Annotated in this window: 22 protein-coding genes; 13 read left to right on the top strand and 9 right to left on the bottom strand. The window is 70.3% G+C overall.

Annotated features, from left to right (window positions below; translation table 11 throughout):
* Positions 1 to 15 precede the first annotated feature (15 nt).
* Genes ACIBI9_RS19995 through ACIBI9_RS19985 form a run of 3 tightly spaced genes read left to right on the top strand, consistent with a single transcriptional unit; the run spans position 16 to position 1,104 of the window.
* Positions 16 to 204, top strand: a complete 189-nt coding sequence (locus tag ACIBI9_RS19995; protein WP_397223624.1) for a hypothetical protein — start codon at positions 16 to 18, stop codon at positions 202 to 204.
* 10 nt (positions 205 to 214) lie between these two features.
* Positions 215 to 322, top strand: a complete 108-nt coding sequence (locus tag ACIBI9_RS19990) for a hypothetical protein (RefSeq protein ID WP_397223623.1) — start codon at positions 215 to 217, stop codon at positions 320 to 322.
* Positions 298 to 1,104 carry an alpha/beta hydrolase family protein gene (locus tag ACIBI9_RS19985; protein WP_397223622.1) on the top strand — a complete coding sequence of 269 codons (807 nt, stop codon included), beginning with the start codon at positions 298 to 300 and terminating at the stop codon, positions 1,102 to 1,104. Before ACIBI9_RS19990 ends, ACIBI9_RS19985 begins: the two co-directional genes overlap by 25 nt.
* 149 nt (positions 1,105 to 1,253) lie before the next feature.
* Here the strand turns inward: ACIBI9_RS19985 and ACIBI9_RS19980 are convergent, their stop codons facing one another.
* From ACIBI9_RS19980 to ACIBI9_RS19970, 3 genes are all read right to left on the bottom strand, one after another.
* The gene (locus ACIBI9_RS19980) at positions 1,254 to 2,795 is read right to left on the bottom strand and encodes a cellulose binding domain-containing protein (protein WP_397223792.1); all 1,542 of its coding nucleotides are present in this window, start codon (positions 2,793 to 2,795) and stop codon (positions 1,254 to 1,256) included.
* Positions 2,796 to 2,847: 52 nt separating this feature from the next.
* Positions 2,848 to 4,050 carry a cellulose binding domain-containing protein gene (locus ACIBI9_RS19975; RefSeq protein WP_397223621.1) on the bottom strand — a complete coding sequence of 401 codons (1,203 nt, stop codon included), beginning with the start codon at positions 4,048 to 4,050 and terminating at the stop codon, positions 2,848 to 2,850.
* Between the two features lie 442 nt (positions 4,051 to 4,492).
* The gene (locus tag ACIBI9_RS19970) at positions 4,493 to 5,392 is read right to left on the bottom strand and encodes a helix-turn-helix transcriptional regulator (protein ID WP_397223620.1); all 900 of its coding nucleotides are present in this window, start codon (positions 5,390 to 5,392) and stop codon (positions 4,493 to 4,495) included.
* A 225-nt stretch (positions 5,393 to 5,617) separates the two neighbouring features.
* Here ACIBI9_RS19970 and ACIBI9_RS19965 point away from each other — a divergent pair, with 225 nt between their 5' ends.
* The 4 genes from ACIBI9_RS19965 to ACIBI9_RS19950 all read left to right on the top strand — a co-directional run bounded on the left by ACIBI9_RS19965 (position 5,618) and on the right by ACIBI9_RS19950 (position 10,593).
* A complete protein-coding gene (locus tag ACIBI9_RS19965; RefSeq protein WP_397223619.1) occupies positions 5,618 to 6,640 on the top strand; it encodes a zinc-dependent alcohol dehydrogenase family protein in 1,023 nt (340 codons plus the stop codon).
* 278 nt (positions 6,641 to 6,918) lie between these two features.
* A complete protein-coding gene (locus ACIBI9_RS19960; protein ID WP_397223791.1) occupies positions 6,919 to 7,419 on the top strand; it encodes a (2Fe-2S)-binding protein in 501 nt (166 codons plus the stop codon).
* Position 7,420: 1 nt separating this feature from the next.
* The gene (locus ACIBI9_RS19955; RefSeq protein WP_397223618.1) at positions 7,421 to 8,401 is read left to right on the top strand and encodes an FAD binding domain-containing protein; all 981 of its coding nucleotides are present in this window, start codon (positions 7,421 to 7,423) and stop codon (positions 8,399 to 8,401) included.
* Positions 8,398 to 10,593, top strand: a complete 2,196-nt coding sequence (locus ACIBI9_RS19950; protein WP_397223617.1) for a xanthine dehydrogenase family protein molybdopterin-binding subunit — start codon at positions 8,398 to 8,400, stop codon at positions 10,591 to 10,593. The genes ACIBI9_RS19955 and ACIBI9_RS19950 overlap by 4 nt, the downstream gene beginning before the upstream one ends.
* 84 nt (positions 10,594 to 10,677) lie before the next feature.
* Here ACIBI9_RS19950 and ACIBI9_RS19945 read toward each other — a convergent pair whose 3' ends face one another.
* Positions 10,678 to 11,682: a LacI family DNA-binding transcriptional regulator gene (locus ACIBI9_RS19945; RefSeq protein WP_397223616.1), complete on the bottom strand. Its 1,005-nt coding sequence runs from the start codon at positions 11,680 to 11,682 to the stop codon at positions 10,678 to 10,680.
* A gap of 196 nt (positions 11,683 to 11,878) precedes the next feature.
* On the opposite strand from ACIBI9_RS19945, the gene ACIBI9_RS19940 reads away from it, so the two are divergent.
* Positions 11,879 to 13,165, top strand: coding sequence for a glycoside hydrolase (locus ACIBI9_RS19940; protein WP_397223615.1), 1,287 nt, complete (start codon positions 11,879 to 11,881; stop codon positions 13,163 to 13,165).
* Here the strand turns inward: ACIBI9_RS19940 and ACIBI9_RS19935 are convergent, their stop codons facing one another.
* The 3 genes from ACIBI9_RS19935 to ACIBI9_RS19925 form a co-directional block, all read right to left on the bottom strand.
* Positions 13,166 to 14,077 carry a PmoA family protein gene (locus ACIBI9_RS19935; RefSeq protein ID WP_397223614.1) on the bottom strand — a complete coding sequence of 304 codons (912 nt, stop codon included), beginning with the start codon at positions 14,075 to 14,077 and terminating at the stop codon, positions 13,166 to 13,168.
* Positions 14,070 to 15,203 (bottom strand): Gfo/Idh/MocA family protein, encoded by a 1,134-nt coding sequence (locus ACIBI9_RS19930; RefSeq protein ID WP_397223613.1) that lies wholly within the window; start codon positions 15,201 to 15,203, stop codon positions 14,070 to 14,072. Before ACIBI9_RS19930 ends, ACIBI9_RS19935 begins: the two co-directional genes overlap by 8 nt.
* A 104-nt stretch (positions 15,204 to 15,307) precedes the next feature.
* Entirely contained in the window at positions 15,308 to 16,369 is a 1,062-nt protein-coding gene (locus tag ACIBI9_RS19925; RefSeq protein ID WP_397223612.1) for a LacI family DNA-binding transcriptional regulator, read from the bottom strand.
* A gap of 146 nt (positions 16,370 to 16,515) precedes the next feature.
* On the opposite strand from ACIBI9_RS19925, the gene ACIBI9_RS19920 reads away from it, so the two are divergent.
* From ACIBI9_RS19920 to ACIBI9_RS19905, 4 genes are all read left to right on the top strand, one after another.
* A complete protein-coding gene (locus tag ACIBI9_RS19920) occupies positions 16,516 to 17,877 on the top strand; it encodes an ABC transporter substrate-binding protein (protein WP_397223611.1) in 1,362 nt (453 codons plus the stop codon).
* An 8-nt stretch (positions 17,878 to 17,885) separates the two neighbouring features.
* Positions 17,886 to 18,812 carry a carbohydrate ABC transporter permease gene (locus tag ACIBI9_RS19915; RefSeq protein ID WP_397223610.1) on the top strand — a complete coding sequence of 309 codons (927 nt, stop codon included), beginning with the start codon at positions 17,886 to 17,888 and terminating at the stop codon, positions 18,810 to 18,812.
* Positions 18,809 to 19,633, top strand: coding sequence for a carbohydrate ABC transporter permease (locus ACIBI9_RS19910; protein WP_397223609.1), 825 nt, complete (start codon positions 18,809 to 18,811; stop codon positions 19,631 to 19,633). The genes ACIBI9_RS19915 and ACIBI9_RS19910 overlap by 4 nt, the downstream gene beginning before the upstream one ends.
* Before the next feature lie 194 nt (positions 19,634 to 19,827).
* A complete protein-coding gene (locus ACIBI9_RS19905) occupies positions 19,828 to 20,964 on the top strand; it encodes a glycoside hydrolase family 68 protein (protein ID WP_397223608.1) in 1,137 nt (378 codons plus the stop codon).
* A 38-nt stretch (positions 20,965 to 21,002) separates the two neighbouring features.
* On the opposite strand, the gene ACIBI9_RS19900 is transcribed toward ACIBI9_RS19905, so the two are convergent.
* Positions 21,003 to 21,491, bottom strand: a complete 489-nt coding sequence (locus ACIBI9_RS19900; RefSeq protein WP_397223607.1) for a hypothetical protein — start codon at positions 21,489 to 21,491, stop codon at positions 21,003 to 21,005.
* A 174-nt stretch (positions 21,492 to 21,665) separates the two neighbouring features.
* Here ACIBI9_RS19900 and ACIBI9_RS19895 point away from each other — a divergent pair, with 174 nt between their 5' ends.
* Positions 21,666 to 24,845 carry an ATP-binding protein gene (locus ACIBI9_RS19895; protein WP_397223606.1) on the top strand — a complete coding sequence of 1,060 codons (3,180 nt, stop codon included), beginning with the start codon at positions 21,666 to 21,668 and terminating at the stop codon, positions 24,843 to 24,845.
* A 318-nt stretch (positions 24,846 to 25,163) separates the two neighbouring features.
* Here ACIBI9_RS19895 and ACIBI9_RS19890 read toward each other — a convergent pair whose 3' ends face one another.
* Positions 25,164 to 25,766 carry a nitroreductase family protein gene (locus ACIBI9_RS19890; protein ID WP_397223605.1) on the bottom strand — a complete coding sequence of 201 codons (603 nt, stop codon included), beginning with the start codon at positions 25,764 to 25,766 and terminating at the stop codon, positions 25,164 to 25,166.
* Positions 25,767 to 25,769 lie beyond the last annotated feature (3 nt).

Below are 25,769 nucleotides of genomic sequence, written 5' to 3'. Positions count from 1 at the left end.
ACCAGCGCACCGAGCATGAGCGTCCGGGTGGACCAGATCGCGGCACTGGCCGGCGAGACCGCCGAGCTGCTCGGCCGCGCCGACGGCGCCGCGCGCTACCGGGAACTGGCCGAGCAGGTCAGGGCCGCCTTCGGCACCGCCTCAACCATGCCCACGCCGGTCTCATCGCCCCTTACGGCCGGGCGAGGTCAGCTGGAGACGTAGCGGTGGGCAGGTGACCCTGGTCGTGGTGGTGGTGCCCCCGAACACCACCGCCGCCGTTCACCTGCCCACCGACCCGAGGCGTCACGTTTTCGCATGCGCATCCGGAAAGGCGGCCTGATGATCCACCACCACGACTTCCAGCACCGAGGGCTGACCCTGCGCTCCAGCGTGCACATCCCCGAGGACGACGCCACGGCCCGTCGGCCCACGGTGGTGTTCGTCCACGGGTTCTCCAACAACCGCATGGAGAACCGTTCCTTCGTCCTCATGGCACGGCTGCTGGAGGGCATCGGTATCGCGTCGGTCCGGTTCGACCTGTCCGGGCACGGGGAAAGCGACGGCGATTTCTTCGACGTCACCATCACCAGCGAAATAGCCGAAACCCGGTCGGTGGTGCAGGCCGTCCGTGGCTTCGACTTCGCCGATCCCGAGCGTGTGGCCCTGGTCGGGATGAGCATGGGCGGCGTCGTCGCGGGCGTCGTCGCCGCCGAAGAACCGGGAATCCGGGCTGCGTGCCTGTGGTCTCCGGCCGCCGTAGCCCCCTTCGAAGTGGGCTCGGGCCAGCTCAAGGGCCGCGACATCGCCGCCGAGATCAGGGAGAAGGGCTATTTCGACGCCGACGGCCACCGCATGAGCCCCGCCCTCGTCGACGACATCGCCGGGCTCGACGTCTATGGCCGGTCCTGCGGTTATGCCGGGCCGGTGCGCATCATCCATGGCGACAAGGACGACATCGCCCCTGTCGCCTACGCCCGCCGCTATCTCGACCACTACGGCGGCAACGCCGAACTGGAAGTCGTCCCCGGAGCCGACCACGGATGGAGCACCGTTCCCCACCGCACCCGGCTGCACGAACTGACGCTGCAGTTCGTCCGCGAGCAGCTGGAACCCTCCGCATGATGAATCGATGAGCTGGGCGGCCGAGCTGGATCTGGACACGTGATCGTTGCCTGCGGTGCCGGAGATCGGATCGCGATAATCGGTCGTCTCTGGCGGGCCACCGGAGTGCGCGGCAAGGTGGCGTGGAGCAACGGCCACCCGGTGCTCGGCTACGGAGTCGTGCAGGTGACGCCGGTGGGGGCGGTCGAGCCGTCGCCGTTGGCGGTGAAGCCGAACGTCGTCGCCCCGTTGCCGGCGATGGTGCCGTTGTAGGAGGCGTTCTTGACGGTGACCGCGCCGCTGGTGCCGGTGTTCACGCCGTTCCACAGGCTGGTGACGGTCTGTCCACCGGCCAGCGTCATCTGCACCGTCCAGCCATTGAGCGCGGACGACCCGTTGTTGCTGACGGTCACCTCGCTCTGGAAGCCGGTGCCCCACTCGTTGACCAGCCGGTACGTCGCCGTGCAACCGCTCGGCGTGGGCGTCGGCGACGACGGGGTGCCGCCGCTGACCCGGTACACGGCGGTGCCGTGCGACGGCACGCCGGCCGAGATGGCGCCGGTGCTGCCGCTGACGGTGTTCGTCCACGCGTCGCGCAGGGTGAACGAATCGCCCGCCAGGCCGATCGCGGACGCGGTGGTGCTGATCGTGGTCGTACTGCCGCCCTGGTTGAACAGCGCGACCGCGACGTCGCCGTTGCTGAGCTTCTTGGCCAGCACGCGCCGGGTTCCGTCGTTGCTGACCTCACGTGCCTGCAGGCCGAGCGGGTCCTGGTTGATGGCGATCAGGTTCTGGTTCTTCAGGATGGTCGTCGTCGCCGAGTCCATGGTGCGCAGGTCGTTCCCGGCGATGAGGGGCGAGGCCATGATCGACCAGAGAGCGAAGTGGCTGCGCATCTCGGTGTCGGTCATGCCGCCCCGGCCGATCTCCATCATGTCGGGGTCGTTGAACGCGCCCGGCTTGGCGTACGACGCGAGCGGGACGGTGACGTTGACGATGTTCTGGATGCCCATCGGGTATCCGTTCGTCTGGCCGGTGTTCCACTTGTTGGTGATGTCCTCGGTCGTCCGCCACATGTTGGCGACATCGCCCCAGTTGCGCTGGGGCCCGGTTTTGGCGTGGATGCTGTTCGGGTTGATGCTGTAGACGATCGGCCGCCCGGTCGCCGCCAGCGCGTCACGCATTTTCGCGAACGTACGGACCTGGTCGTCGATGGTGCCGTTGGGTGAGCACCAGTCGTACTTCAGGTAGTCCACGCCCCAGGCGGCGAACTGCCTGGCGTCCTGGACCTCGTGTCCCTGGCTTCCGGTGGCGCCCGGGTAGCCGCCGAAGTACTGGGCGCAGGTCTTGTCCACGGGCACCTGGTAGATGCCGAATTTCAGCCCCTTGGCGTGCAGGTAGTCGCCGAGGGCCTTCATCCCGCCGGGGAACCGCGACGGATTGCCCTGCAGGTTCCCCGCGGAGTCGCGGGTGGGGTTGAACCAGCAGTCGTCGACCACGACGTACTTGTAGCCGAGGTCGCGCAGGCCGGAGCTGACGATGGCGTCGGCCATCTGCTTGATCAGCGTCTCGTTGATGTCGCAGCCGAAGGTGTTCCAGCTGTTCCAGCCCATGGGGGGTGTGCGGGCGACCCCGTTGTCCAGGGCGCCGGCCTGCTCTTCCAGGGCGATCAGACCGCCTACGAGAATGCCGGCGGCGAGAAGAATTCCCACCTTACGCAAGGACCCTCCTGAAGATGACGAGCGGATTGCCGGACGAACGAGGTCAGGGGCTGGTGCAGGTGGCGGTGGGAGTGGCCGCGGTGCCGTTGGCGGTGAAGCCGAAGGTGGCGGACGCGCCCGCGGCGATGGAGCCGTTGTAGGAGGCGTTACGGACCGTCACGGCGGAGCCGGAGACGCTCTGCGTGCCGTTCCACAGGCTGCTGACGCTCTGCCCACCGGGCCAGGTCCACTTCACGGTCCAGCCGTCGACCGGCGCACTGCCCGCACGGACCGTCACCGTCGACTGGAAGCCGCCCTCCCAGCTGTTGACCGTCTCGATCGTCGCCGAACACGCCCCAGGGACCGGAGTCGGTGTCGGCGACGGGCCGCTCTGGAACTGGGTGAAGAACTTCCACACCTCTGCCGGGACCCAGGTCCTCGATCCGCTGTCGCCGCCGGCATTGTCCTGCGGCGCGGCGATGTGACCTTCGTCGAACGCGGCCCATACGACCGGATGGCCCGCCGAGCACCCGGAGTAGGTGGTGATTCTGTGAGTCAGACTGCCCTGCGCCGGCTCGGGAGGGCTCTGGGTGGTGCAGCCGTTGTTCCTGACGAACCGGTCACGAAGGGACCGTCCGCCGGAGATGTTGAGCACGTTGTCCCTGATGCCGTGGATCCCCATGTAGGCGATGGGCTGGGTGCCGCCGCTGCACCCGCTGAGCTGGCCGCCGGACTGGACCGCGACCGCGCGGAAGACGTTCGCCCGGGCGCACGCGAGTGCGTACGACATGGCGCCGCCGTAGCTGAAACCCGTGGCGAACAGCTGCGTGGTGTCGACGCAGAGAGCTCCCTCGATCTGCCTGACCATGTCGTCGACGAAGGTCAGATCCTCACCGTTGGAATTGCCCCAGCCGTTGTTGAAGCCCTGGGGCGCGACGAAGATCGTGCTGTTGTTCGCCAGGCGCAGGAGCCCGTAGTAGGCCCAGACGTCCCGCTGCACGGTCTGGCCTGTTGCCACATCGGTAGCGGTGCCACCCAGCCAGTGGAACCCGAAGACCAGCCGGTAGGGGTGGTTCACGTCGTAGTTGTCGGGGATCTTCAGAATGTAGCTGCGATTCTTGCCGCTGGTCTGAATTGAACGCGTACCACTTGCCAGCCCTGGCGCCTTGCCGCATCCCGCAGAGGCCGCAAAGGCGCTGACCGTGGTCGAGCCGAGACTGGCGCTCAGCGCCGGGCCGCTTGTGGCCACCAGGACGACAAGCGCCACGACCGCTAAGGCGGTCAATAAGGGTCTACGTCTTGGCATCGTGCAACTCTCTCTGCCGATCCGATGTCGGCGCACGTCGAGGGGAGGGGCAGTCGCATGAGATGCGTTATCGGTAACACACACGATGTACGGGTGCGCCTGCCGGAATGTCAAGGCTCGCTGAAAGTTTCAGCGTGGCTCGTCAGGCGGTGACGGGGTCATATACGCTCCGCTGCACCACACCAGTCCTCTGAAGAAGGAGCGCTGGACGGACCCGTGCGTTATCGATCACATCCGCTCCAGAGCAACGGCAAGATCCGCAGCTACACCCTGCGGATCGCCGCGGTCCTGGTGACAGCCTTCCTGGGCAGCATGACGGTCAGCCTCGACACGACCGCCGTCGTGGACACCAACGCCTTGGAGGGGACCACACCGGGAGACCACGGTACGGGGCCTCTGGGGCTTATGAGACGCCGCCGGGTGTGTCGGCTGCGTCCGGCGTGTGGGGGGCAGTGTCGTGGTCGGGTGTGGTGGCCCAGCTGGCGAGGAGGCGGAGTTTGTCTTCGGAGTCGCTGCCGGGTTCGGTGCCGTAGGCCACCAGGGTGAGGCCGTCAGCGGTCAGATCCAGGGACTCGTAGGTGAGGTGGAGGTCTCCGACGACGGGGTGGTGGAAGGGTTTGGCGCCCTGGTGGTGCTGGCGGACGTCGTGCCGGGCCCAGCGGGTGCGGAAGTCGTCACTGCGGGTGGACAGTTCGCCGATGAGGTCGGTGAGGTCCTTGTCGTAGGGGTCCCGGCCGGCCTGGGCTTGCAGGAGAGCGACGGTGTCGTGGGCGGCGCGGTCCCAATCGCCCCAGAACTGGTGGGAGCGGGGGTCGAGGAAGATGAACCGGGCATGGTTGGGGATGGCGCCACGGGCGGCCTCGATCATGGGCGCGTACAGGGCGCGGCCGAGGACGTTGTACGCCAGGACGTCGCCGCGGCCGTTCATGACGAAGGCCGGGGCGCCGGTCATGGCGTCCAGGAGCCGCTGCACCGAGGGCCGTACCTGGTCGGGGGCAGGGCGTCGGCGCCGTCGCGGGCCGGGGCCCGCAGCGCGGGCAAGATCCTCCAGGTGGGTCCGTTCGGCGTCGTTCAGCCGCAGCGCCCGGGCCAGGGCGTCCAGGACGTGGTCGGAGACCCCTGACAGGTCGCCGCGTTCCAGGCGGGAGTAGTACTCCACGCTCACTCCGGCCAGCTGGGCGACCTCGGCACGGCGCAGTCCGGGGACCCGGCGGGTGCCGTAGGAGGGCAGCCCGGCCTGTTGCGGGCTGATCTTGGCCCGCCGGGAGGTCAGGAACTCGCGGACCTGGCTGCGGTTGTTCACCCTCCCCAGGCTAGGCCGCCTTCCGTAACGCTGGGGTGCCCTGCCATTACACCTTTCGCCAGTGCCTTCCTCCCTGTCTGACCAGCGCTTTTACTGGTAGTCGCGACCTGCCCCGGCCCGGGGGAACTGCGGCTGCCGGGGCGTATGGTCGCCGAAAGTAGCGGATCTATTGCTGATAGAGACAGGTAGGCCGCTGAGAGAACACCCACCAGAGGAGTACCTGATATGCGTGGAGTAGTGATGCACGCCCCCGGCGACGTCCGGGTGGAGCAGCGTGAGGACCCCAAGATCCTCGCCCCGACCGACGCGATCATCCGGCTGTCCGCGGCCTGCGTCTGCGGGTCGGATCTGTGGCCCTACCGCGGCATCGATCCGATCGAGAGCCCGACTCCCATGGGCCATGAGTACGTGGGTGTCGTCGAGGAGGTCGGCAGCGAGGTGAAGAACGTCAAGCCCGGCCAGTTCGTCGTCGGCTCGTTCGTCTCCTCCGACGGCACCTGCGAGATCTGCCGCTCCGGTTACCCGTCCTCCTGCGTTCACCGGGTGTTCATGAACGCGGTCGGCACACAGGCCGAGCGTGCCCTGATCCCGAACGCCGACGGCACGCTCGTCGCCACCCCGGGCATGCCCGACGCCGATCTCATCCCTGGCCTCCTCGCCGCCTCCGACGTGCTGGGCACCGGCTGGTTCGGTGCGGTGGCCGCCCAGGCCGGACCCGGCAAGACGGTCGCGGTCGTAGGGGACGGCGCGGTCGGCCTGCTCGCCGTCCTGGCCGCCAAGCAGCTCGGTGCGGAACGGGTGATCGCGATGAGCCGCCACGACGCGCGGCAGAAGCTCGCCCTGGAATTCGGCGCCACCGACATCGTCACCGAGCGCGGCGACGAGGGCGTCGAGAAGATCAAGGAGCTGACCGGCGGCCTCGGCGCGCACTCGGTCGTCGAGGCGGTCGGCACCCAGGAATCGATGCTCCAGGCCGTCCGCTCCACCCGGCCCGGCGGCCACGTCGGTTTCGTCGGCGTCAACCACGACGTCGCCCTCGCCGGTGACGAACTGTTCTTCTCCCAGGTTCACCTGCACGGCGGCCCAGCCCCGGTCCGGGAGTACCTGCCCGAGCTGATCGACCTGATCTGGAACCGGAAGATCAACCCGGGCAAGGTCTTCGACCTCACCCTGCCCCTGGAGCAGGCGGCCGAGGGATACAAGGCGATGGACGAACGCCGCGCCATCAAAACCCTCCTGCAGCCGTGAACCGGCACCTGCGGCGAAGGGCTTTGTCTCCGCGCTGATCCCGCACCGGCGCGGATCCGCACCTTGCGGCGGCGGCGCCCGTGCCGGCTCCTGCCCTTTCCGGCGCTGATCGAAGGAGAAGTGAGTTCATGTCTGACCAGGTCCCTGGCGAAGTCCACCGCGATGAGCAGGCGTCGTCGCCGTTGTCCCGGCGGGGCTTCCTGTCGGCGACAGCTGCCGGCGGTGTGGTGGCCGGCGCCCTTCCGTCCGTGATCGCCGCGGATCCGGCCGGCGCGTCGATCGGGCGGGCCGTGGCGGCCGGCGGCCACAGCAGCGCGCTGTCGGTGACGGTCAACGGGCGGCGCCACCAGGTGACGGTGGACCACCGGACGTCGCTGCTGGATCTGCTGCGCGAGCGGCTCGCCCTGACGGGCACCAAGAAGGGCTGCGACCAGGGCGCGTGCGGCGCGTGCACGGTGCTGGTGGACGGCCGGCGGGTCAACGCGTGCCTGACACTGGCCGTACGGTGCCAGGGCGCCGAGGTCACCACGATCGAGGGCCTGGCCTCCGACGACGACGAGCTGCACCCGTTGCAGCGGGCGTTCATCGAACAGGACGCCTTCCAGTGCGGCTACTGCACCCCAGGCCAGATCATGTCCGGCGTCGCCTGCATCCGCGAGGGCCACACCGGCTCCCGCGAGGAGATCCGGGAGTGGATGAGCGGCAACATCTGCCGCTGCGGCTGCTACGTCAAGATCGTCAACGCGGTCGCGCAGGCCGCGCGCAGGGGCAGGAGCTGACATGTACCCCTTCGCCTACACCAAGCCCGCCGACACCCGCGCCGCGCTCGCCGCCGGAGCGCGCGGCGGCCGCTACATCGCCGGCGGCACGACGCTGGTCGACCTGATGCGCGAGACGGTGGAACGTCCCGGCACGCTGGTGGACATCAGCGGCCTGCCGCTGCGCGACGTGCAGGCCACCGCGCGCGGCGGGCTGCGGATCGGCTCGCTGGCGCGGATGTCCGACGTCGCCGCGCATCCACGGGTGCGCACCGCCTACCCGGTGGTGGAGCAGGCGCTGGAGCTGAGCGCGTCGGCGCAGCTGCGGAACATGGCCACCATCGGTGGCAACCTCCTGCAGCGAACCCGCTGCGGCTACTTCCGCGACGTCAGTGCCGCCTGCAACAAGCGGCAACGCGGATCCGGGTGCGCCGCCCTGGAGGGCTACAACCGCTCGCACGCGATCCTGGGCACGTCGGATGGGTGTGTGGCGACCCATCCGTCCGATCTGGCCGTGGCGCTGACAGCGCTGGACGCGATCGTGCACCTGCTGGGCCCGGACGGCGAACGCAGCCTTCCCTTGACCGAGTTCCTGCTGCGGCCGGGCGACACACCCGACCGCGAGCACGACCTGCGACCCGGCGAGCTGATCACCGCGGTGGAGATCCCGCCGCATCCACGATCCCTGCGATCGGGCTACCTGAAGGTCCGCGACCGGCAGTCGTACGAGTTCGCGCTCACCTCCGCGGCGGTCGTCCTGGACATCGGCGGCGGAGTCATCCGCGACGCCCGGGTCGCCGCCGGCGGAGTGGGGACGGTGCCGTGGCGGCTGACGGCGGTGGAGCGGCGGCTGGCCGGTGCCCGTCCTTCGGAGCGGCTGTGGGCGCAGGCGGCCGAGGTCGCCGCGGACGGCGCCCGTCCGCTCCGCCACAACGGCTTCAAGGCGGAACTGCTCAAACGCACCGTCGAACGTCAACTGCGCACTGTGGGAGGCACGCGATGACACGGCCCGCGGCGGGCACGCCGGTGTCGAGGGTGGACGGACGGCTGAAGGTGACCGGCCAGGCCACGTACGCGGCCGAGCACGACGTTCCCGGCGTCGTGCACGGCGTGATCGTCACCAGCACCGTCGGCCGGGGACGGATCACCGCGGTCGACACCCGAGCAGCCCTGGCCCAGCCCGGCGTGCTCACGGCGATCAGCCACCTGAACGCGCCCAAACTGCCCTACCGGCCCTTCCACGGCATACCCGACCCGGCCCGGGGTGAGCGCCTGCGGGTCTTCCAGGACGACCGGGTCCGCTTCTTCGGCCAGCCGGTCGCGGTCGTGGTGGCCGAAACCCTGGAGATCGCCCAGCACGCGGCGAGCCTGGTGCGGGTCGGCTACGACGGCGAGCGGCCCGCGACCGACCTGGACACCCCGGCCGGCTCGCCCAACCAGCCCGAAAACTACCAGCGGGGCAACGTCGACCAGGCGCTGCCGCAGGCGCACACCCGACTGGAACGGACCTACCGGCTCAACCGTGAGCACCACAATCCGATGGAGCCGCACGCCACCATCGCGCGCTGGGACGGCGACCGGCTCACCCTGTGGGACAAGACCCAGATCGTCCTCAACACCCAGGCAGACCTCGCCGGCGTGTTCGGCATCCCGGAGCAGTCGGTCCGGGTCATCTCGCCGTTCGTCGGCGGCGCTTTCGGCAGCGCGCTGCGGGCCTGGCCGCACGTCACCATCGCCGCGCTGGCCGCCCGCGAGGTGCGGCGCCCGGTGAAGGTCGTGCTGACGCGCAAGCAGCTGTACACCGGGACGGGTCATCGCCCCGTCACCGAGTACAAGCTCACCCTCGGTGCCGATCAGGGCGGTCGGCTCACCGCGGCCGTGCACGACATCCGCGCCGAGACCTCCGCCTACGAGGACTACCGTGAGGCGCTGACCGGCCTGGGGCAGATGCTGTACGCCACGCCCCACGTCCGGCAGACGTACCGGTCGATACCGCTGGACATCAACACCCCCACCTACATGCGCGGCCCCGGGTCGGCCACCGCCGCGTTCGCCATCGAATGCGCGATGGACGAGCTCGCCCACGACCTGGGCATGGACCCGATCGAGCTGCGCCTGCGCAACGAACCCGACCGGGATCCGGGCACCGGGGTGCCGTTCTCCACCCGGCGGCTGCGCGAATGTTTCCGCGTCGGCTCCCGTACCGTCGGCTGGGACGAACGCGACCGCAAGCCGCGCTCGGCCCGCGACGGGAACTGGCTGCTCGGCACCGGCGTCGCCGTGGCCACCTATCACACCCAGCGCGCCCCGGCCCAGGCTCTGGCCAGACTCCAGGCCGACGGCACCGCGATCGTCCAGTGCGCGACCTCCGACATGGGGCCGGGCACCTACACCTCGATGACCCAGGTCGCCGCCGACGCGCTCGGCCTCCCGATCGCCGGCGTGCGGTTCCAGCTCGGCGACTCGACCATGCCGCCGGCCCCGCCTCACGGAGGCTCCATGACCATGGCCAGCGTCGGCTCCGCCGTCCAGGACACCTGCGACAAGCTCCGCCGGCAGGCCGTCCGGCTCGCCGTCGAGGATTCCGGCTCGCCTCTGCACGGCGCCTCCGCCGACGACGTCGTCGTCCAGAACGGCCGCCTGCACCTGCGCGACGACCCCGGACGCGGCGAGACCTACCGGCAGTTGCTGGCCCGCACCAACCGGCCCCACCTGGAGGCACGCGGCGGCTACGCCCCTGGCGACGAGGTCGAGCGGTTCTCCACGCACGCCTACGGCGCGGTGTTCGCCCAGGTCGCCGTGGACGAACGCCTCGGCCTGGTACGCATCCGGCGGGTGCTCGGCGTGTACGACGCGGGCCGCATCATCAACCCCAAGCTCGCCGAAAGCCAGGCGATCGGCGGCATGGTCGGCGGCATCGGCATGGCCCTGCTGGAACACACCGTCACCGACCCCCGCGACGGCCGCATCGTCAACGCGAACCTGGCCGACTACCTCGTTCCCGTCAACGCCGACGTCCCCGACGTCAACGCCATCTACCTGGGCGGCGACGACCGCACCGCCGACCCCATCGGCGTCAAAGGCCTGGGCGAGGTCGTGATCGTCGGCGTGGCGCCCGCCATCGCGAACGCCGTCTTCCACGCCACCGGCCGCCGCATCCGCGAACTCCCCATCACCGCCGAAGCCCTCCTGTGACGCTCGGCGCCGCCCGGGCGCCGGTCCCTGTACGACGACGCCGTGGCGCAGCAGGTCGGTGGCGAAGGGCGTCCGCGAGCAGTCTCAGGCGGACGGCGGTGGACCCACCGTCTCGCGCACGATCACCCGATTGATCGATCGCGAGGGGGATTCCGGCGTCGGCCGGCCCCGGACTTCCGCGATGAGCTTGGCCATGGCTTCCCGCCCCTGGACTTCGCGATCGACGGCCACCGTGGAGAGCGAGGGTGTGGCGAAGCGCCCCAATTCCTCGTCGTCCCAGCCGAACACGCTGACGTCATCGGGAACGCGCCAGCCTCGCGAGAGCGCACCTCGTACGGCCCCCATGGCCACATGGTCGTTCGCGGCGACGATGGCGGTCACGCCGCTTTTTTCGGGCAGGCCCCGGACGGCGTCGTAGCCGGACTGGGGGCTCCAGTCCCCGAGGGCGATGCCGTACGACGTGAGCCCGTGGTGCTTGATCGTCTGCTCGTAGAGCAGTTTGCGATTGCGGGCGGAGGCGAAACTCTGCGTGCCCGCGATGTGGAAGAAGATCTTGTGACCCAGTGATGCGAGGTATTCGATGATCTCACGGATGGGAGAGGCGTCCGCGAGTTCGTTGACGCTGCGAAGGTTGTCGTCGTAGTCACCCGTGACGACGATGGGGACCGGCGACGCCGCGGGGCCGATCTCGAGGGGCGTCAAGGACAGGATGCCCTCGACCTGTCCCGAGCCCGCGAGTTCCAGGATTCGCTCCGCCCTGGCGCGGGGGTCGCCCTCCATGCTGACGACCTCCAGTTGGAAGCCTTCCGCGCGCGCGGTCGTGGAGGCGGCGCTGAGCAGGCGTACGGGCCACAGATAGGTGGAGGCGGGGAGGGCGATCGCCAGCCGGTTGGTGCGCCGCGTGCGCATGGAACGCGCGACCAGGTTGGGCCGGTAGTTGAGCTCCTGGACGACCAGGTCGATCTTCCTGCGGGTCTCCGGCTTCAGGCCTTCGTTGTGGCGGAAGTATCGGGAAACCGTCTGGTGAGAAACGCCTGCACGCCGGGCCACCTCGTGGATCGTGACGCGCGGCGTCTCGGACTCGCCCAAGGGACCCCCTTTCCTCGCTCCTTGCGGGACAGCCTAGCGTTGACGTGAAAGTGATCGATCACTAATATGCGTCGTGACCGCGGAGTCCAGCGCGAGGCGAGCGGCGAACGGGCAAGCCGTCAAGGCGCCGGATCAAGGGTTCGGGCAGGATGGTTGCCAACCAGGTTGGCGCAGTCACATGCTCGGAGTTCCAGTGATGAACGAGCCCCGGTCAGTCGATCCACCGGCGATCGCGATCGACGATCGAGTCCGGCATCAGACCATCGACGGGTTCGGGGTCTCCACGGCGTTCCGGCGGAACGAACTGATCAGGGCTCTCCCGGAGGACAAGCAGCGGGAGATCCTCGACCTGTGGTTCAGCCGCGACAAGGGAGCCGGGCTGAGCATCCTGCGCCTCGGCATCGGCTCGGGCCCGGCGGACAGCCCGTACGACCAGATGGTGTCGATCCAGCCCGCAGACCCCGGCGGCCCGGACGCGCCGCCCGCGTACGTGTGGGACGGCGACGACAACAGCCAGGTGTGGATGGCCAAGGCCGCGCAGGAGTACGGCGTGCGGCGCTTCTTCGCCGTCCCCTGGAGCGCGCCCGGCTACATGAAGGACACCGGCGAGGACAGGAACGGCGGCCGGCTGAAGCCGGAGTGGCACCAGGCCTACGCGGATTACCTGGTGCAGTACACGAGGTTCTACGCGCGGGAAGGCATCCAGATCACCGACCTGGGGTTCGCGAACGAGCCCGACTGGACGGCCCCGCACGCCTCCATGCGCTTCAGCCCTGAGGAGGCCGCTCAGTTCGTCAAGGTGCTCGGCCCCATCGCCTCGGGCGTGCGGCTGGTGTGCTGCGAGTCGGTCGGCTGGACGGAGGCCAGGGCGTACACGGCCGCGATCGAGGCCGACGCCGAGGCCCGTCGCTGGGTGAAGGTCCACAGCGGGCACAGCTACGCCACCCCCGTGGACTCCCCGCTGCCGACGGAACGGCCGACGTGGATGTCGGAGTGGCATCCCAACGGCACCTGCTGGAACGAGAACTGGTACGACGGCAGCGGCTCCGACGGCTTCACGATCGCCCTGGCCGTACACGACGCGCTGACTCTCGGCGGCGTCTCCGGCTATCTGTACTGGCTGGGCGCTTCCACGGGAACCACCAGGGCGTTGCTGCTGATCGACGAGGCGGCCAAGAGCTACCGGGTCTCCAAGCGGCTCTGGGCGCTGGCCGCCTACAGCCGGTTCGTCAGGCCGGGCGCGGTCAGACTCGATGCGGCTGTCACGAAGCCTGCCCTGAAGGTGTCGGCGTTCCGCAACCCCGACGGCTCCCGCGTCGTCGAGGTCCTCAACACCGGCATGGCCCCCGTCACCTGGGAGGGAGTGGGCGGCGAGGTCGCGGCCTACCTGACCAACGAGGACGAGTCACTCGGATCCATCCCCGTGGAGGGCGGGGCGGTCACGCTCCTGCCGCGCGCCCTGACCACGGTCGTTCTCGGCTGATCAGTCGAGGGCGAACTCCGCGCCGAGGTCGTCGAGTTCGGCGCGCTCGCAGACGCGGTCGACGAAGACGTAGCGGTGCGTCAGTTCGAGAGTGTCGCCGTCGGCCAGTGCGATCTCCTCGTCGAAGGAGGGGGAGGGGCTGATCACGGCGAACGCCTCCTTGCGGACGAACCACTTGATCGGCACCGGAGCGCTGGAGTGGCCGGCGACGGCCAATACGGTGCCGCCGCCGTCGATCTCGTCGTGCCGGCCGGTGATGGCGAGCCAGGGCGCCTCGGCGCCCATCATCTCCTCGCCGCCCTTCCCACCGGCGGCGATGATCGTCCCGCCCGTCCAGGACCGGGGGCCACGCCAGAAGAAGCCCGCGTACCCGGCCAGCGGGCGGCCGTGGGTGGTGGGGCTGCCGAACTCCAGAACGGCGCCGCGGACGTTGAGCAGCTTCGTCGAGAAGTCCAGCGCCCAGATGCCGCGCCCGGCGTCCACGCCGTGGAAGGCCAGGTGGCGCTGCTCGGTGATCCAGTGCTCGCCCGCTGACGAGACCCAGTGCAGGGTCTCGTCGATCGCCACCCGCTCCCCGTCGGCTGAGACGCCGGTGAAGTCGACGTGGTGCATGTGGCCGAGATTGTCGCGCCAGTGGTAGCCCTTCTCCACCGAGAACGTGGGGCCGCCCCAGAAGTTCTGACCGGACAGGTGGGCCCAGGTCATCTGCAGGCCCTTGTGCCAGCGGTGGTCCCACGGGCGGTAGACCGACATGGGGGCGCCGGTGAGGCTGCGGATGGGGTGGAGGTACGGCTTGGGCGCCTCGGCGTCGGGGGCGTCCGGCTGGTAGACGTACTGTGCGATGTCCACGTCGCCGGCGGTGACGATCAGGGACCGGTCCTCGTCGCGGACGCTGAGCTTCGTTTCAGGCATGGCGGATCTCCTTGGAGTGCAGGCGGCTGAGGGTGGTCGGCAGGTCGCCGCCGTTGAGGGAGTGGTAGAAGGGGTTCGTCCCGTCGAGCTCGGCCCGGGTGACGGGACGCCCCGTGATGGCCGACTGGTACATGGCCGTGATCAGCTCCATGACGCGCCTGCCGTCGGCGCCGCTCGCCGGGGGCCGTTCGCCGGCCGTCATGGCGGTCAGCAGCGCGGCGAGCTGGGCGCGGTGGGAGCTGCCGGTGTTCTCGGCCGGTGACCAGCCGGCGATCCTGTCCTGGTCGGTGACGTGCGGCGCGGCGGTCCAGCGCCAGTGGGAGTTGTCGTAGCCGTAGAGGTGCTCGACCTCGACGGTGGCGTCGGGGAAGTCGAAGCGCAGGTAGCTCGTCTCGCGGGGAGACAGGACGCTGTTCACGATCGAGCCGACGGCGCCGGAGGCGAACCGGACGATCGCGAACGACACGTCCTCGGTCTCGACCCGGCGGCCGAGCGTCGCCGCCACGGCGTGCACCTCGTGCCAGTCGCCGAGCAGGCTGAGCAGGAGATCCATCTGGTGGATGCCGTGGCCCATGGTCGGGCCGCCGCCCTCGGTCTCCCACTTGCCACGCCACGGCACCTCGAAGTAGTCGTGGCCGCGGTACCACAGGGTGTTGCACACGGCGACGAGCGGCGCCCCCAGCTCGCCGTCGCGGATGTGCCGGCGCAGCCGTTGCGCCGCGCTGCCGAAGCGGTGCTGGAAGACGTAACTGGCGTACGGGCCGCCGTCCTTCTCGTGGGCGGTGATCTCGTCGTACTCGGCCAGCGACAACGTCGGCGGCTTCTCGCACCAGACCCACGCGCCGGCGTCCAGGCCGGCGATCACCGCCTCCCGATGCGCTACCGGCGGTGTCGCGACGACGACCAGATCAGGACTCTCCCGCGCCAGCATGTCCGCCAGGTCCGTGTAGCGCCCCGGGATGCCGTGGGCTTCGGCCAGCTCGTTCGCGCGGGCGGAGTCGACGTCGCACACGGCCACGACCTGTACCGCGTCGCCCGCCGCGGCCAGGGCGGGAAGGTGGCTGATTCTCGCGATGCCCCCGGCGCCGACGACGGCGACGCGAACCGGGGACGAAGACGCAGGCATGAACACTCCCTTGGACGACCAAAAAGTGATCGATCACTTTTCTCGGCCAACTTAGTTTCGATCGCGTTGGGGTGTCAACGCCCGCCCTGCCTCCTTGGCGGCGGTCAGCCGAGGGATGACGGCGCGACGGACTCGCGGCTGCGGACAGGCATCGGTACCCGGTGCACCTCGCCCACCCGGTCGGCGTCCGTGCGGTCGCGGTCGATCTCGGCAAAAAGCACGTCGACGGCCTTGCGTCCCAGCTCGTAGTGGGGCAGTGCCACGGTGGTCAGCTTGGGCCGCATCCATGAGGCGATGGGATGGTCGTCGAAGGAGACGACGGAGACGTCGGCGGGCACCTTGAGCCCGAAATCGTCGAGTGCCTGGTAGGCGCCCATGGCGATCCGGTCGTTGAAGCAGATCAGCGCGCGTGGCTGAGCGGTGCGCAGGAGGTCGCGCGTCGCGGCGAGGCCGTATTCAGGCTGCCAGTCGGGGCAGGTACGAGCGCCCGCCACCTTGACTCCCATCTCGCCGAGCGCTTCGCGGATGCCGACGAGCCGTTCCACCGCCGCGACGCTTTCCGCGGGCACGTCGCGCAGGCCCGGACCGGCGCCGATCAGGTAGATGCCGTCGCGGTGGCCGGCCTCGAGCAGGATGCGGGCGGCGCGGCGGCCGGCCTCGACCTCGTCGGGAAGGACGGCGGGCAGGGGAGTGGGCTGCTTGGGCAGCGCGTTGAGCAGCACGGCGGGCGCGGCCGTGATGGTCTTGGGCACCTTGATGGTCCTGGTGAACATCGAGGCCAGGATGAGCCCGTCCACCTGGCGGTCATGCATGGCCTGCAGCAGGAGGCTTTCGAGCTCGGCGTCGCCCTCGGTCTCACCGATGAACAGCATGAACCCGCGGTCACGGGCGGCCTCGAGCGCTCCCTTGATCATGTCACCGGCCAGCCGCGAGGTGGCGATGGTGTCGGAGACGAAGCCGATCGTCCTGGTGGTGCCCGTGCGCAGGCCCACGGAGACGATGTTGGGCCGGTACTGCAACTCGTCGGCCGCTTTCAGCACCCGCTGCTCGACGTCCTGAGAGATGCGCAGCTCACGGCCGCGGCCGGACAGGACGAGTGATGCGGTCGTGCGGGAGACACCGGCAGCCTTGGCCACATCCGCCAAGGTGACCCGTCGTGGGCTCACCCAGGACCTCCGATCGTCAAGAGTGGGTTACGGGGGGTTGACATCGTGCGACACGCAACGTGAGACTAACGGGCGCTAACCCGATTTAGCAACGGAGTCGGGACATCAGCCTGTGCCGATTGTCCCAGGCAACAGAGGAGATGCACATGGCTCGTCGAGGTCGCTCCGGCAGGTCCGGGGCCGCGCTGGTGATCGCCATGGGGACGCTGGCCGCCGCCTGCGCGGCTCCTGGCAGCAACAGTCCGCAGCCCGCGGCCACCAGCGCGTCGCCCCCGTCCGCGGCGCCCACCTGCGGCACTGCGCCGATCACGATGAACGGCTACTTCGAGACCGGTTTCCCGCTCCCCAAGGCGCTGACCACCGAGTTCACCAAGCAGCACCCGAACGTCACGTGGAACATCCGCGAGGACCAGTTCGCGGTGATCACGCAGAACGCCCCCCGCGTGCTGGCGGACAACCCGCCCGACCTGATGCGCCTTCCCCAGGTCTCCGAGCTGGTCAAGGACAACCTGCTGAAGAACCTCGACGGCTACGCGAAGACGTTCGGCTGGGACAAGTGGCCGGCTTCCCAGCTCGAGCAGCTGCGCCTCGGCCCGGGCGGGCGCCCGCGCGGCGAGGGCTCACTGTACGCCCTGGGCCTCAACTTCAGCATGACCGGCCTCTTCTACAACAAGAAGCTCGCCGCGCAGATCGGGATGTCCGCGCCGCCCGCCACACTGGCCGAGCTCGACGCGGTGCTGGCCAAGGCCAAGAGCGCGGGCATCACACCCATCGTGCAGTTCAACGGCGGGGCCACCGGCGGCCTGGCGTTCCCGCTGCAGGACCTCATGGCCTCCTACGGCCCGGCCGCCCCGATCAACGACTGGATCTTCCAGAAGCCCGGCGCCACGATCAACACCCCGTCGAACCTGCAGGCCGCTCAGCACCTGGAGCGGTGGATCAAGGCAGGATATTTCCAGAAGGACGTCAACGCGGTCGACTACGCGACGATGATGAGCCGCTTCATCGACAGCCAGGGCCTGTTCATGTTCAACGGCGACTGGGAGTCGGGCAACCTCGACAAGCAGATGCCGGGCAACGCCGGGTTCTCCCTGATGCCGCCGGCGCAGCAGGGCGGCAAGCGGGCCGCGATGTCGGCGCCCCTCACCTTCGGGATCGCCGCGAACGCCAAGAACGCCGGCTGCGCCGCCTTCTTCCTCAACTGGGTGGCCACCGACAAGCGGGCCCGCGAGGTCGGCGTCGAGGTCGGCGGATCGCGTCCGATGGGTCCCGCCGACGCGTACATGCCTGAGGTGGCCGCGGACAAGGTCACCGCCGCCACGCTGGCGGCCGGAGCGGACATCTCCAAGGACAACGGCGCGATGGACTTCATCGCCAACGCCACCGGCGCCATCTACGCCAAGAGCTGGACACCTCAGCTGCAGAAGCTGGTGGCCGGGCAGCAGAAACCGCAGGAACTGCTGAAGACGGTCCAGGCCGACTACGCCGGCCAGCTCGAAGGGAACTGAAGCAGGTGGTGACGAGTTCTGCCGGCGCCCGATCCGCGCACCGGCGGCCGGCCGCGACCAAGCTGCGCGACGCGCGCGGCCTGGTCGGCTGGCTGTTCATCGCGCCGGCGTTCGCTTTCTACGCGGTCTTCGTCCTGCGCCCGATCGCCCTGACGTTCCAGTACTCGCTGTACGAGTGGGACGGCATCGGCCCGTCCACCTGGGTGGGACTGGCCAACTTCGGGAAGGTCTTCACCGACCCGGACCTGTACGACTCGCTGATCAACGCCGTCAAGCTCATCGTCTTCTTCAGCGCGATCCCGGTCGTGCTGGGCCTGGCGATCGCCGCCACGATCCGGCGCATCGCCGAAAGCCGGCTCGCGCTCGTGGCGCGGACCGTTCTCTTCCTGCCGCAGGTCATCCCGCTGGTGGCCGCCGGCATCGCCTGGAGCTGGCTGCTGGCCTCCACCGGAGTGATCAACCAACTGCTCTCGCTCGTCGGCCTCGGCGGGGTCACCCGGGCCTGGCTGGGCGACTTCTCCACCGCTCTGCCGGCGGTCGGGATGATCGGCGCATGGGTGCTCCTCGGCCTGTGCACGCTGCTGCTCCTGGCCGGCATGAGCAAGATCGACCCGGCGCTGTACGAGGCCGCCCGGCTGGACGGCGCCGGACCGTGGCGGGAATTCGTCTCGATCACCGTCCCCAGCCTGCGGCAGGAGATCGCGGTCTGCGTCACCGTGACCGTGATCGCGGCCCTGGCCAGCTTCGACATCATCTACATCTCCACCCAGGGCGGCCCCGGCAACACGACCATGGTGCCCGGCCTGCAGATCTACTACCTGGCCTTCTCCGAACGCGAGGTCGGCATGGCCTCGGCCCTGGCCATGGTGCTCATGGTCCTCGTGATCGCCTGCGCCCTTCCCATCCAGTGGTTCACCAAGGAGGGCAACCGATGATCACCTCGTGGCGGGAGTCCTGGACCGGCAGGCTGCTGCTCATCGCCATGATGGCGATCACCATCCTGCCGTTCCTCAGCCTGTTCGTCACCGCCCTGCACCCCTCGGGCACCTATCCGGCCGGGCTGGCCTGGCCGGCCGATCCGCAGTGGGGCAACTTCCTCGCCGCCTTCCAGGCCGCGAACATGGGCGAGCTGCTGAAGTCGAGCGTCCTCATCGTGCTGGGCGTGGTCCCGATCTCCATCGTCCTGGCGACGATGGCCGGCTTCGCCATCGGTCACCTGCGCGTCATCGGCGGCCGGGTGATCTTCCTGCTGTTCGTGCTCGGCCTGACCCTCCCGTTCGAGGGCATCATCACGCCGCTGTACTACCAGATCCGCGACATGGGACTCCTCAACACGCGCTGGGCGATCATCCTGCCGCTCATCGGCCTGTTCATGCCGTTCTCCGTGTTCTGGATGCGCGCGCACTTCGTCAACATGCCCGGCGAGCTGTCGGAGAGCGCGCGGATGGACGGGGCCAACGTCTGGCAGTTGTTCCGGCGCATCCACGTCCCCCTGGCCATGCCGGCGATCTCGTCCCTGGGCATCCTGCTGTTCCTGTGGACCTGGAACCAGTTCCTGCTGGCCATCGTCCTGGTCGACGACCCGACCAAGCGCACCATGTCCGGTGCCCTGGGCGCCTTCCAGGGGCAGTGGGGCACCGACATCCCACTGCTGTGCGCCGGGTCGCTGCTGATCCTGACCCCCACGCTGGTGATCTTCCTCATCTTCCAGCGGCACTTCGTCAAGGCCCTGCTCCAGGGCTCCTTGAAGGGCTGACGGCGATGAACCCGACACCCCCGGGCACCGCATCGGCATGGGCGCCGTCTGGAAGGGCGCGCCTCCGCACGTCGATGAAGCGCGGATGAAAGGAAGGTTGTACGCATGCCCGTACAAGGGCGACTGAACGCTGCGCCGCATCCCGGCACGCAGCCGAGATGCACCGACAGTCACCGTCGTGGGCAGGGAGCCGCATGAGCGCCGGCCGACCGGCGCGCTGGACACGGCGGCACCTGGACCTGCTCGTGGACGCGACCGCGACCACGGCACCCGTCATCGACCCCGCGGCCATGCCTCGTATCCTGCCGGACCATGACCTGTGGGACCTGTGGCCCGTCCAGGAGGAAGACGGCTCGACCTGCGTGATCAGCGGCCAGGAGCTGTGGATGGCGCTGTCGGCTCCGATCGTCGGCCACCCCGAGGAGCGCCACGACCAGGCCCGCATCCGTCTGCTCGCCAAGGACGGCGACAGCTGGGCGGACCTGGGACACGCGTTCGCCGACGGCGCCTCGCCGGGCAGCCGCGAATGGTCGGGGTCGGCGGTCCGCCGCCCTGACGACACCGTGTCGGTGTTCTACACGGCCGCCGGGCGGCGGGGAGAAACGCCTCCGACGTTCCGGCAGCGCGTCGTCGAGGCCCGCCCCGCCTTGGTCGCCGACGGCCGCCGGATCCTGCTGGACCCCGGCGCCGAGCACCGTGAGCTCCTCCGCTCGGACGGCCGCATCTACCTGCCGGCCGAGGAGATCGCCGGGGCGCCGGGACACATCCGGGCATTTCGCGATCCCGGCTGGTTCCGCGACCCGGCCGACGGGCGCGACCACCTGCTCATCGCCGCGTCCGTCGCGGAAGACGACCGGTTCAGCGGCGCGATCGCCCTGGCCGAGACGCGGGACGGCGCCTGGTCCCTGCTGCCCCCTCTCGTCGTGGCCGAGGGCGTCAACCACGAGCTCGAACGGCCCCACGTCATCGTCCACCAGTCGCGGTACTACCTGTTCTTCTCCACCCAGCGCCACACCTTCCACCCGGCCGACTCGGCGCCCACGGGGCTCTACGGCTTCGCCGCCCCGAGCCTGACGGGACCGTACGAGCCGCTCAACGGGTCCGGGCTCGTACTCCAGAACCCCCACGCCGAACCGGACCAGGCCTACGCCTGGCTGGTGCTGCCGGACCTCCACGTGGTCAGCTTCGCCAACTACCGAGCGTGCCCGGGCACGGATCTGCGATCTGCGGGGGCCGCGCAGGCCAGAGCCGGCTTCGGCGGCACCATCGCACCGATCCTCAAGCTCGCCTTGAACGGGATGACAACCTCCGTCGTCCCGGCTGCGACCTAGTCGAGGGTGAGGGCCCCGGCTCGGGACGTCGTGGGAGGCTACAGGCCGGTCATCACGAGCCTGATGTAGTAGGAGTAGAAGGTGTCGTTCGTGCCGGTGATGGTCTTCGTCAGGCCGACCGTCTGCCCCGTCGAGAGCGTGGCGCAGACCGAGCCCTCGGCCCTGATCGAACCGAGGCTGGTGCCGCTGGAGACCCACGGCGGGGTGACCTCGCGCACGCTGAAGAGCGCCGACCCGGCGGAGCTGATCGTGGCGCTCGGGCTGCCGAAGGAAGCCGTATAGGCGCGGGCGCCGGCCCACATGCTGACCCAGGTGTTGCCGGCGGGATACATGATCCCGCCCAGGTTGATACGGATCTCGTCTACGCCGTCGGACTCGTCCACGTAGTTCGAGTCGAGGTAGTCCAGTTCCACCCGGCAGGTCGCGGCCCTGGCCGTGGCGCCGGCGGCCGGGGCCGCGGCCAGCGCCGCCGGCACGGCCAGGACCGTCGCCAGGGCGAGCGCGGGGATCAGTTTCTGAGTGCGCATCCTGTTTTCTCCTACGCTGTGACGTGCGCTCCGCTCCTGTCGCGGAACGCGGCATCAGAGTGGGGCAGGCAGCGTGAGCGCATCGTGAGCGTCCAGGTCAGTGACGCAGAGCACGTTCCATGTACGCCTTTCGACACAGCCGCGCGGCCGGGACGCGCCTACTGTGCTGGGTCTATGGGAGAGTCGCTGACCCTGCTGCTGCTCGGCCCGCCGGAGCTGGCCGTCGGAGGGCGGCCGGTGGGCATCCGCGCCGCCAAGACGCGCGCCCTGTTCTGCTACCTCGCCGCCACACCGGGACCGCGGCCGCGCTCGGAGCTGGCCGCGTTGTTGTGGGGCGAGCGGCCCGACGCCAACGCCCGGGGCAGTCTGCGCCTGGCGCTGTCGGAGCTGCGCAAGGAGGTGGGCGGGTGGCTGGACATCACCCGCGAGCACGTACGCTTCCGCGCCGGCGACGGCTGCTTCGTCGATCACGGGCGCTTGGCCCAGACGCCGACCGTGGCCGAGGCGCTGCGGTTGTGGCGCGGCGACTTCATGGACGGCGTGTGGTTCTGCGACGCCCCGGCGTTCGGCGGCTGGCTGGAGTCGGAGCGCGGGCGGACCCGGCTGCTGCTGCGCGAACTACTGCTGCGGGCCGGCTCCGCGCCGCCCGACCAGTTCGTACGGCTGGCGCGGCTGGTCGCCGGGCTGGATCCGTACGACGAGGAGGCACACCGGCTGCTGATCACGGCGCTGGCCCGGAGCGGGAACCGGGGCGCGGCGCTGGCCTGCTACGACGGCCTGCGGCGGCGCCTGGCTGAGGAGCTGGGCGTGGAGCCCGCGCCGGAGACGGCGGCCGTCCGCCGGCAGCTCGTCACCCCGGTACGACCGCCGGAGACAGCGGTCGTCGGCCGGAAGTTCCGCGCCGCACCGCCCGTACCCCGCACCGACCTCGTCGGCCGGGAGACGGAGATCCGCGAACTGCGCGCGCTGCTGGCCCGCGAACGCCTCGTGACCCTGCTCGGCCCCGGCGGCGTCGGCAAGACCCGCCTGGCCATCGCCGCCGCCGCGTCGTCGTGCGCGTTCGTGTCCTTCGCCGGGGTAGACCCGGAGGCGGTCGTCACGACGCTCGCGCGACGTCTCGGCGTGGACCTCTCCCCGCAGCGCCCTGCCCTTGACCTGCTGCTGGCAGCCCTGTCCGGCCGCGAGCAGCTCCTCGTGCTGGACAACCTCGAACACCTGCCGGCCATCGACCCGGTGATCGCCCGGATCATCCGCACCGCTTCGGGGGTGAGGATCCTCGCGACCAGCAGACGCCGCCTGGACGTGCCCGGACAGGTGACGTTCGAGGTGGCGGGCCTGCCGGGCCCGGAGGCTGAGGCGTTGTTCGCGTCCAGGGCCGTACGGGCGCAACCGGCGTTCGACCCCGGCCCGCACGCCGTCCCCGTCGCCGCGATCTGCGCCGCCATCGGCGGCCTGCCCCTGGCCATCGAGCTGGCGGCCGGCCTGCTGCGCGCGGTGCCGCTCGCCGAACTGGCCCAGCGTCTCGGCGTGGACGCCGGCCTGCTGTCCGCCGACGGGCCGGCCGCCCGGCCGCGGCACGCCTGCATGCGTACGGTCTTCGAGACCTCCTGGCGGCTGCTCGACCCGGCCGGGCGAGCGGCGCTGGCGGCGTTGTCGGTGTTCAGCGGCGGCTGCACGCTGCGTGCCGCGCTGGAGGTGGCCAGGACCACGCCGCGCGTGCTGGTCCACCTGGTGGATCACAGCATGATCCAGCTCACCCCGTCCGGCCGCTATGTCCTGCACCCCCTCATCCGGCAGTTCGCCGCCGGTCACCTGAACCCCCGGGAGCGCCGCGCGGTGCGGGAACGGCACGCCGCCCACTTCGGCTACCTGCTCGACCGGTACGCCGCCGCCCTGCAGGACGCCTCCAACACCGAGGTCACGCGCGTGCTGGGGGTGGAGATGGACAACATCCGGCTGGCCTGGGCGGTGTCCGGCCGGCCCGGCTTCCTCGACCGCTACTGGGTGTTGTGCCTGCGGCTACGTCTGTACGAGGAGTCCGGCGCCGTCGTCCTGCGGCACCTCGCCCGTACGCGCGAGGCCCCTTATCTTCGGGCGCGGTGGTTGCGGATGGCGGGCGTGAGCGAGCACCAGCTGGCCAGGGAGCGCGAGTCCACCCGCCTGGCCAGGGCAGCGCTCGACACGATAGGCGAGCCGCTCCCGACGTCCCGCCCCGGCCTCGCCGCCGCCGCCCTGACGGCCGCCGCCCGCCAGCTCCTCCACCGCGCCCTGCCGATCCGTCGCCCAGGCGCCTCGACACAGGCCGAGGCGGCGCAGGCGCTGACGTTCCTGGCGCGGCTGGCCTACCACCAGCAGGACCTGCTCACCATGCTGGCCGCCTCGTTACGCCAGCTCAACGCCGCCGACCGGACGCCGGACCCGGCCCTGCGCGCGGAGGCGTACGCGAACTTCGCCACCATCGCCCGCCTCGCCGGACGACATCGCCTGGCCACCCGCTACGGCGCCCTCGCCGATCGATCGCTGAGCGACCTCGACCACCCGACCGAGCCGGCGAGCCGCGCCCGCCTGGCCAGGGGCCTGGATCTGCTCGCGGCCGGGGACTTCGAGGCGTCGCGCGCCTCGTTCGCCGAGTGCCGGGCCAGGACGGTCGACCCCCGGGTGGCGGAGAACTGCGCGGGGATGCTCGCCGAGACGGCCCTGTGGCGCGGCGACTTCGAGCAGGCGGCGGAGCTGTTCGCCGACACGGCGGAGCAGGCGGCCAGGCGGGTGGGCGGCGACGACATCGGCCGCCACTGGTGCCTGATCGGCCAGGCCGAGGCGCTGCTGCGGATCGACGGGACGAGCGCGGAGCGGATCGGGCAGGTGCTGGCGGCGGCCCGCGCCTCGACCGACCGCCGCCGCTCCCACGAGCAGCGACTCGGCCTGCGTGACGGCACCGTCATGCCGGTGATCCAGGAGATGCGCCTGCTCACGGCCGCGGCCCGCCTCGGGCGGATCGGCCCGGGGCAGGCGCTGACCACGGTGCTGGAACTGGCCGCCCGCCTGCCGGCGGGCCGGCGCGGCATGCTGGAGTGCTGGTCCGGCCTGGCCGAACTGCTCGTGTCCCTGCCCCCGGACGCCGCCACGGCGCGTCGGCTCGACCGGCACCTGGCCGGGTTCCAGTCCCGCCACCCCGGCGCCGCGGCCCGCATCGGCTGGGCCCGCGCCCTCGTCCTGGCCCACGGGGGACGGGGGAAGGCCGCGAGGAAAGCCGCGGAACAGGCCATGAGGACGGCCGAACGGCTCTGCGCACCGTACGATCACCGCAGGGCGAAGGAACTGACCGAGCGCTTCGCCAACAGCGGGGTTCGCTAGGGCTCACCGATATGAGGGCTTGGTTGACGGGCGCCGGGTCGATGATCACTTTGCTCAGGGAGTCCGGCAGCAGCTTGCCCTGAACGAACGCGCGTTGGAAAGCGCTGACGTCGCGCGCGGTGGAGGGGATCGCGCCGCCCTTGCCGTCGAGCGGGCGGGACCCGGCCGACCCCTTCCCGGCCCGTCCGCCGTTCACGTACACCTCGCCGATGGCGCCCACCACGTGGCCTGACTTCACCAAGGCCTCCATCGCCTTCTGCACGTCCCTCACCTTGACGGAGGCGTTGCCCGTCGACGCGACGGCGGGCGCGCCGGTTCCTAGCGCCGACCGCTCCACGAGCCGCGGTGCACGACCTCCTCCAGCGGCCTCCTGCCGCGCTTCAGCGACGGCGAGCGCTTGTCCTGCGCCCGGTATCCCATGCTGATCACCCCGATCGGCGTGTACGCCTCGGGCACCCCGAAGGCCTCCTTGAACGCCGTCGTCCGCTCGCCCGGCGGGATCCCGAAGAAGCAGGCGCCCAGCCCCTCGTCGACAGCGGTCAGGAGCATCAGCAGCGAGGCGAACCCGGTGTCGATGTCCCAGTACGGCACCGGCCAGCGGGACTCGTCCCTGTCCTCCCAGCCCTTGTCGCGCTCGGCGTACCGGTCGAGGTAGGCCTGCTTGTGCGACAGGGCGACGATGAGCAGCGGCGCCCGCCGCAGCCCCACCCCCCACTCGGAGTCGTCGGTGGACGCCTCCCAGAACCGCTCGCGGTCGGCCGGATCCTCCAGCACCAGGAACGCCCAGCCCTGGCTGAACCCGGCAGAGGGCGCGTGCAGCGCGTTGCCGAGGATCCGGTCGACCACAGCGGCGGGCACCGCACGGTCCGGGTCGTAGTTCCGGACCATGCGGCGCCGCCGTACCACCTCTTGAAACTCCATAAG

The organism is Nonomuraea sp. NPDC050451 (assembly GCF_044458585.1).
The sequence above is the reverse complement of the archived record's forward strand: the minus strand, read 5'-3'. Positions and strand labels throughout refer to the sequence as shown.